Source organism: Pantoea graminicola, from assembly GCF_048452665.1.
In the GTDB taxonomy this organism is placed as follows: Bacteria; Pseudomonadota; Gammaproteobacteria; order Enterobacterales; family Enterobacteriaceae; genus Pantoea.
Genome location: NZ_JBLWSJ010000003.1, coordinates 616,984 through 623,536 on the forward strand (window position 1 = coordinate 616,984; position 6,553 = coordinate 623,536).

The 6,553-nt window shown below is 58.3% G+C and carries 6 protein-coding genes; 1 reads left to right on the forward strand and 5 read right to left on the reverse strand.

Going from position 1 to position 6,553, the window contains the following annotated elements; translation table 11 throughout:
* Positions 1 to 5: 5 nt before the first annotated feature.
* The 5 genes from ACNY69_RS10575 to ACNY69_RS10595 form a co-directional block, all read right to left on the reverse strand.
* Positions 6 to 1,073, reverse strand: a complete 1,068-nt coding sequence (locus tag ACNY69_RS10575; RefSeq protein ID WP_293769780.1) for an ABC transporter permease — start codon at positions 1,071 to 1,073, stop codon at positions 6 to 8.
* A 163-nt stretch (positions 1,074 to 1,236) separates the two neighbouring features.
* Complete coding sequence (locus ACNY69_RS10580; protein WP_111140232.1) at positions 1,237 to 2,769, reverse strand: sugar ABC transporter ATP-binding protein; 1,533 nt, start codon at positions 2,767 to 2,769, stop codon at positions 1,237 to 1,239.
* Positions 2,770 to 2,779: 10 nt separating this feature from the next.
* Complete coding sequence (locus tag ACNY69_RS10585; protein WP_111140233.1) at positions 2,780 to 3,391, reverse strand: DUF2291 family protein; 612 nt, start codon at positions 3,389 to 3,391, stop codon at positions 2,780 to 2,782.
* Between the two features lie 45 nt (positions 3,392 to 3,436).
* A complete protein-coding gene (locus tag ACNY69_RS10590) occupies positions 3,437 to 4,372 on the reverse strand; it encodes a D-ribose ABC transporter substrate-binding protein (protein ID WP_111140234.1) in 936 nt (311 codons plus the stop codon).
* A 55-nt stretch (positions 4,373 to 4,427) separates the two neighbouring features.
* Complete coding sequence (locus ACNY69_RS10595) at positions 4,428 to 5,225, reverse strand: GolD/DthD family dehydrogenase (RefSeq protein WP_418798241.1); 798 nt, start codon at positions 5,223 to 5,225, stop codon at positions 4,428 to 4,430.
* Positions 5,226 to 5,577: 352 nt separating this feature from the next.
* Here ACNY69_RS10595 and ACNY69_RS10600 point away from each other — a divergent pair, with 352 nt between their 5' ends.
* Positions 5,578 to 6,390, forward strand: a complete 813-nt coding sequence (locus ACNY69_RS10600; protein ID WP_293769773.1) for a DeoR/GlpR family DNA-binding transcription regulator — start codon at positions 5,578 to 5,580, stop codon at positions 6,388 to 6,390.
* Positions 6,391 to 6,553 lie beyond the last annotated feature (163 nt).

Sequence of the window (6,553 nt, forward strand, 5' to 3'; positions counted from 1 at the left end):
TCCTGTTAACTGTGACGGACATCAGTGAGGGAAACCGCCTGCTGCTTTTTTTCATGGCGACGCAACAGCACCACTTTGCTTTGCAGACGCTGCTGGAACTGGTCGATCACCACCGCTGTCACGATCACCAGACCTTTAATCACCATCTGCCAGAAGTCGCTGACACCCATCATCACCATGCCATCCGCCAGGAAGACGATAACGAACGCACCAATGATCGAGCCTGAAACCCGCCCGCGGCCGCCCGCCAGCGCCGTGCCGCCCAGAACGGTGGCACCAATGGCGTCCATCTCAAACATGTTGCCGGTCATCGGGTGCGCGGTCTGAAGCTGAGAGGCGACCACCAGCCCGACCAGGCCTGCACAGAGGCCGGAGAAGGCGTAGACAAAGATCTTCACCTTGATAATCGGCACGCCTGCCAGCCGCGCGGCGGACTCGTTGCCGCCGATGGCATAGATATAGCGTCCCAGCGGGGTTTTGCGCGTCAGATAGAGACCGAGCAGCAGAAAGCCGAGCATCAGCCAGATCGGCAGATAGACGCCCAGGAGAGTACCGGAGCCCAGTACGGCAAAACCGGTGTTGCCCAGCGCCGGCAGTCCGACCAGGTTAGCGTAGGTGCCGCCATCGTTGAACAGCAGGGCCGCGCCACGCGCCACATACATCATGCCCAGCGTACAGATAAAGGGGGCCACGCCCAGTCGGGTGATCACGGTGCCGTTAACCAGCCCCACCAGCACGCCAAAGATCGCCACCACCAGAATCACCTCGGGCACGTTGAGGAACAGCGTGTTGCCGCCCCACAGCGGAATGCCGTTGGTCAGCAGCGCACCCGCGACCATGCCGCAGATCCCGGCGACCGCGCCGACCGAAAGATCGATGCCGCCGGTCAGGATCACCAGCGTCATCCCAATCGCCAGCAGGCCGGTGATCGCCACATGCTGCGTCATAATCAGCAGGTTCGAAGGGGTCAGAAAGTTCGGCACCATCACGCTGAAAAAGGCGACCACAATCAGCAACGCAATAAAGGTGCGTGCCTTGAGCAGATACATATAGAGCAGATATTGTTGATTCATGACATTCTCCGGCCAGCGTAGTGCCTGGCCCACCAGGCATAGTGGTTGCAGACAGTCCGGGCAGGCACCGCGCACCGCAACCCGACGTACAGGCAGTACGTGAGGAGGGTGAACACGGCCCTGGCGCAGACTGACAAATAAAATAGCCTCATGAGACAGGCTCTTAATCCTGTGGGGTAGAGGCGGCGATCAGCTGTTCCCGCGTCGCTGCTGCTCGTGGCAGATCGGCCGTAATCCGGCCATCCGCCATGACCAGAATACGGTCCGCCAGCGCCATCACCTCATCCAGCTCGGAGGAGGAGAACATCACTGCCAGCCCCTGCTGCGCCAGATTCCCGATCAGGTGATAGACATCGGTTTTCGCGCCGACGTCGATCCCGCGCGTCGGTTCATCCAGCAGAACCACCTGTGGCCCGGTCATCAGCGCCTTACCCAGCACCACCTTCTGCTGGTTACCGCCGCTCAGCGACGTCACGGGCAGTTCGGGATCGCTGACCTTGATCGCCAGATGACCAATCATTTCGCTGACCCGCTGCTGCTCCCGGCCCGGATGCAGCCGCCCCAGCGCCCGGCGAAACCCGCGCAGGCTGAAGTCGGAAAGCGTCATGTTGGCGGTGATCGACATCAGCTCAATCACCCCTTCGCCCTTGCGATCTTCGGGCACCAGCGCAAGCCCGCTTTTCAGGCGCTGCTGAAAGTTGCGCTTTGCCAGATCGCTGCCCGCCAGCCGGACCTGCCCCGACTGACAGGGCATCAGCCCAATCAGTCCCTTGAACAGCTCGGTGCGTCCGGCCCCCAGCAGGCCATAGATGCCAATCACCTCCCCCTTGCGCAGCGTGAAGGTGACATCGTTGAGTTTGTAGCCCCCGTTCTGGTGCAGCGCGGTCAGGCCCTCGACCTCCAGCACCGTTTCGCCCTGGGGTGCAGGCTGATAGTCGAACTGCTTTTTCTTGTCGCCCACCATCCGGGCGATGATCCACGGCACGCTGGCGTCGCGCACTTCGCGCTCGCTGATAAAGCGGCCGTCGCGAAAAATGGTGATGTGATCGCCAATCTCCATCAGCTCTTCCAGCCGGTGAGAGATGTAGATGATGGTGACGCCGCGCCGTTTCAGCTGATCGATGACGCTGAACAGCACTTTGACTTCTGACTGACTCAGGGCGCTGGTAGGCTCATCCATGATCAGCACCCGGGTATCCTTCGACAGCGCCCGGGCGATCTCTACCAGCTGCTGATGACCAATACCCAGCTCGCCCAGCTGTGCATAGGGATCGACATCCAGCTGCAGCCGCTCCAGCAGCGACTTCGCCAGCGCGTACTGATACTTTTCATTGATCACGCCGCGCTGAAAGAATTCGTTGGCGATAAAAATGTTGTCCATCACGTTCATGTTGGGAAACAGGTTCAGCTCCTGAAAAATAATGCTGATCCCGTGCTTTTCCGCCTGATGGGTGGAGTTCAGCGACACCACCCTGCCATCCAGTAGGATCTCGCCGGACGAGGGCGTCTCCACCCCGGCCAGCATCTTCATCATGGTGGATTTACCCGCGCCGTTCTCCCCGATCAGGACATTCACTTTGTTGCGGTAGACCCGGTAATTGACCTGATCGAGCGCCGTGACGCCGGGATAGAGACGCGACACATTGCGCGTTTCGATAATCACATCATCAGCGTGCTGCGGTTGAGAACTCTGCATCTGCCGCTCCTTATTGCCGGGTAATCGCGGCCGGCGTGATATCCGGCAGCTGCTGCGGAATGTCCCAGCTGCTGAACACACCCGTGACCTTTACCTTGTCGCCCACTTTGGGCGCGAACTGCTGCATCAGGCCGGAGGCATGCTGATTAATGGCCTTGCCATAGTCGCCAAACAGCACCTGATCGTTGAAATCCTGATAGCTTGCGCCCCGATAAGCATCCCGCAACGCCGTACCGCGAATGATCGGGCCGGTCTGAATAGTGACACTGTCACCTGATTCATCCTTCACGGTCATCTTTCCGCTGCGTGACGTGGTGTTGAGGGCCGTCACGTCACCCTGCACCGAGACGCTGAACACACAGGGATTCTCCGCCTGACTGCGATAGCCATACTGCTGACAGGCGGTGTCAAAATCTTTGGCAGACTTCAGCGACGTCATCAGCGTCGCCAATGGCCGGGCCTCCGCCTGAATCTGCGGCACCAGCTTCTGTTGCCAGAGCTGGTCGATGTCAGCCATTTTCGGATTGGGGGGGTTTTTCAGGTCAGCCAGCTCCTGCTGCGACACAATTTTGCAGCCGCTTAACAGCATGACCACCAGCGACAGCCAGACTCTTCGGGACATCTTCTTCTCCCTGGCGCCCGCATGCGCAGGCGCGACAGCGGTTAATTACGACTTATAGTTGAAGTCCTGTACGCCTTTGGCGTTTTCCGGGGTAATCAGAATGCCGCGGAACATCACCCGCTGTTTTTCCGGCTTCACGCCCTTCTGGATGAAATTATCGAGATCGGTCACCCCTTCGGCGGCGATGGCCTGCGCCTGCAGCATAACCGTAGCTTTCAGCGTGCCCGCTTTAACCGCATCGCGCTCATCATTGCTGCCATCGATGCCCACTACGATAACGTCATTCCGGCCAGCGGCTTTCAGCGCCGCAATCGCGCCCAGCGCAACCGGGCCATTGCCGCAGATCACCCCTTTGACGTCCGGGTGCGCCTGCAGGATGCTGTCCATGATGCGCTTGCCGTCGATCAGGGTGCCTTTGGCATCCTGACGCGCCACGCTCTGCATGTCCGGGTACTGATCCAGCACCTGGTGGAATGACTTCGAGCGGGTTACACAGTTATTGTCTGCCAGGTTACAGGCGAGTTCGGCGTACTTACCCTTTTCACCCATCTTCTCCACAAAGACGTTAGCCACATCAGAGCCTGCCTGGAAGTTGTTGTGGGTGATCTGCGCCAGCGCCACATCATCTACCGGGATTTCACGGTTGATCAGCACCACCGGAATACCGGCATCTTTCGCCTTTTTAATCGCCGCGACGCTGGCGGTGGAGTCGGCGTTGTCCAGCACGATACCCTGCACTTTCTTACCGATGGCCGCGTCGATCAGTTCACTCTGTTTTTTTACATCTTCGCCGTGCGACAGCACCGTAGTTTTGTAGCCCAGCTCCTGCGCTTTGAGGTTGGCGCCTTTGGCTTCAGAGGCGTAATAAGGGTTATCGAGGGAGTTAACCAGAATCATAATGGTGCCCTTTTCAGCGGCAAACGCCGCCTGAGACAGCAGACAGGCAGTCACGGCACTACACAGCAGGGTACGGTTTTTCATGATGTTCTCTCTTATCGTTATGGCAGGGTATGGGTTCCCGGGTGTTGAGTCGGCCTTACCAGATGGTAAAGCCACCATCGATCATTAAATCCGCGCCGGTGATCATGTCGCTGCCGTTGCTGGCGAAAAACAGTACGGCGGCGGCGATCTCATCGGTGTAGGCAAAGCGACCCAGCGGGATCAGTTTTTTCATCTGCTCCCCCTTCTCGCCGCGCCAGGCTTTCTCGCCCATCGGTGTCAGCACGACGGTAGGCGACAGGGTATTCACGTTGATCCGGTGCGGCGCAAACTCTTTGGCCATCACTTTGGTCATGCCCAGCAGGCCCGCCTTGGCAGAGGTGTAAGCGACGTGGTTATCAATCGCGATAGAGGCCGCCTGCGAGGCGATATTAATGATTTTGCCGCCCGCGCCCGCCCGGATCATCAGCCGCGCCGCCGCCTGCGAACAGAGAAACGGGCCGGTAAGATTGACGGCAATCTGCTTCTGCCACTCGGCAAAATCGGTCTCAATAACCGGCTGCAGCATCACGTAGCCCGCACAGTTCACCAGTATGTCGATGCGTCCATAGTGAGAAACCACCGCCTCGAACGCCTCGTCCACCGAAGCGGGGTCCGTAACGTCACAGCAGATAAACTGCACCTGCCCGGCGTCAAAATCCGCCTGCAGGCTGGCAACCTTCTCCGCCTCAAACGGCGGATAGAGCAGTGCGAGACGCGCGCCCTTCTCCAGCAGCATCCCATTCGTCGCCATGGCGATGCCGCCCAGCCCGCCGGTCACGACCGCGACTTTGTCGGCCAGATTCATTGCGGTATCCACGCCGTAGCGCAGGTTTACGTCATATTCACCACTCATCCCACTCTCTCCCTCAGATTTTTGCTGCCGCCAGTGACTCAATCATTTTCGAACAAAAATATATGCTATCGAAAAGAAACGTTGTGTGGGGCAGATCAAATTTCGACCATCTGCTTTCCTGCCCGGCTTATCTGGTTGAAAAGACGTGATCTGGCTTCCAGTAAGCAAATAAAGTCTGCCGCCTGCAATCAGAAAAGCGTGAGAGATTCAATAGCCTGACTGTTTTTTATTTTCGTTCGAAAATGAAAGCCCTCTCCGGCCATCTCGCATTCGCAAAAACGGCGCGTTAAACTCAGCTCCGTAGAGGTTATTTGCCCGACCCGACAGATGATTGGAAAAGGGAGCATTTCGATTGAAAAGCAAAAGTGAGCAGTTCGCTGATATGCAGCAACGCCGCGAGAAAATCCTGGAGATGATCCGTGAAGATGGCACGGTGACGGTCAAAGCGCTGACGGAAACCTTCGGGCTGACCGAAGCGACGTTACGCAGCGACCTGCGTATGCTGCAAAAACAGGGCTTTGTGCAGCGCTACCACGGTGGTGCAACGCTGATGACGGGTAAGCAGAACACCGGCGCGATGCTGCTGGAGCGGCAGACGCATCTGGAAGAGAAAGAGGCGATTGGCCGGCTGGCGGCGCAGCATATCGAAAATGGTGATACGGTGATTTTTGATTCCGGCACCACCACCACGGCGATCACGGATGCCATCAGCCATATCCGCCGCCTCTCTGTGGTCACGACGGCGGTCAATATCGCCCTGAAACTGGGCGGCGAGCCGGGGATCAATATCCTGCTGACCGGCGGCACCTTTAAATTCCCGACGCTTTCCACCTCCGGTGAAAAAGCCGCCAGCTTCTTCGAAAATGTGCTGGCCGAAAAACTCTTTCTGGCCACGGCCTGCATCTCACCGCGCCTGGGGCTGAGCTTTCCGAGTGAAACCGACATCAAGGTTAAACTGGCGATGATCAACTCCGCCAGTACGGTTTATGTGGTCGCGGACTCCAGCAAAATCGACAAGGTTTCCATGTTTGCGATGCCGTGTGACTGGAGCAACATCCACTACCTGATCACCGACAGCGGCATCAGTGCCGCACAGGTAAAAGCGTTTGAAGCACTGGGCGTGAAGGTGCTGGTGGCACCTCTGCCGCTGAAGCGGGCAATGTAGTAACCGGCGATCGGGGCGGAAGCGAAAACTGTACACCCCCAAAGCCGCAACCGGCAAAACTCCGCACCGCCGCCACGCGGGCAGGAAAGGCCCGCCTGAAAAGCACAGCGTGCGAGCCAGGGATGGCGAGCCCGATCCGCAGGGAAGCGGGACTCCTTTGCGA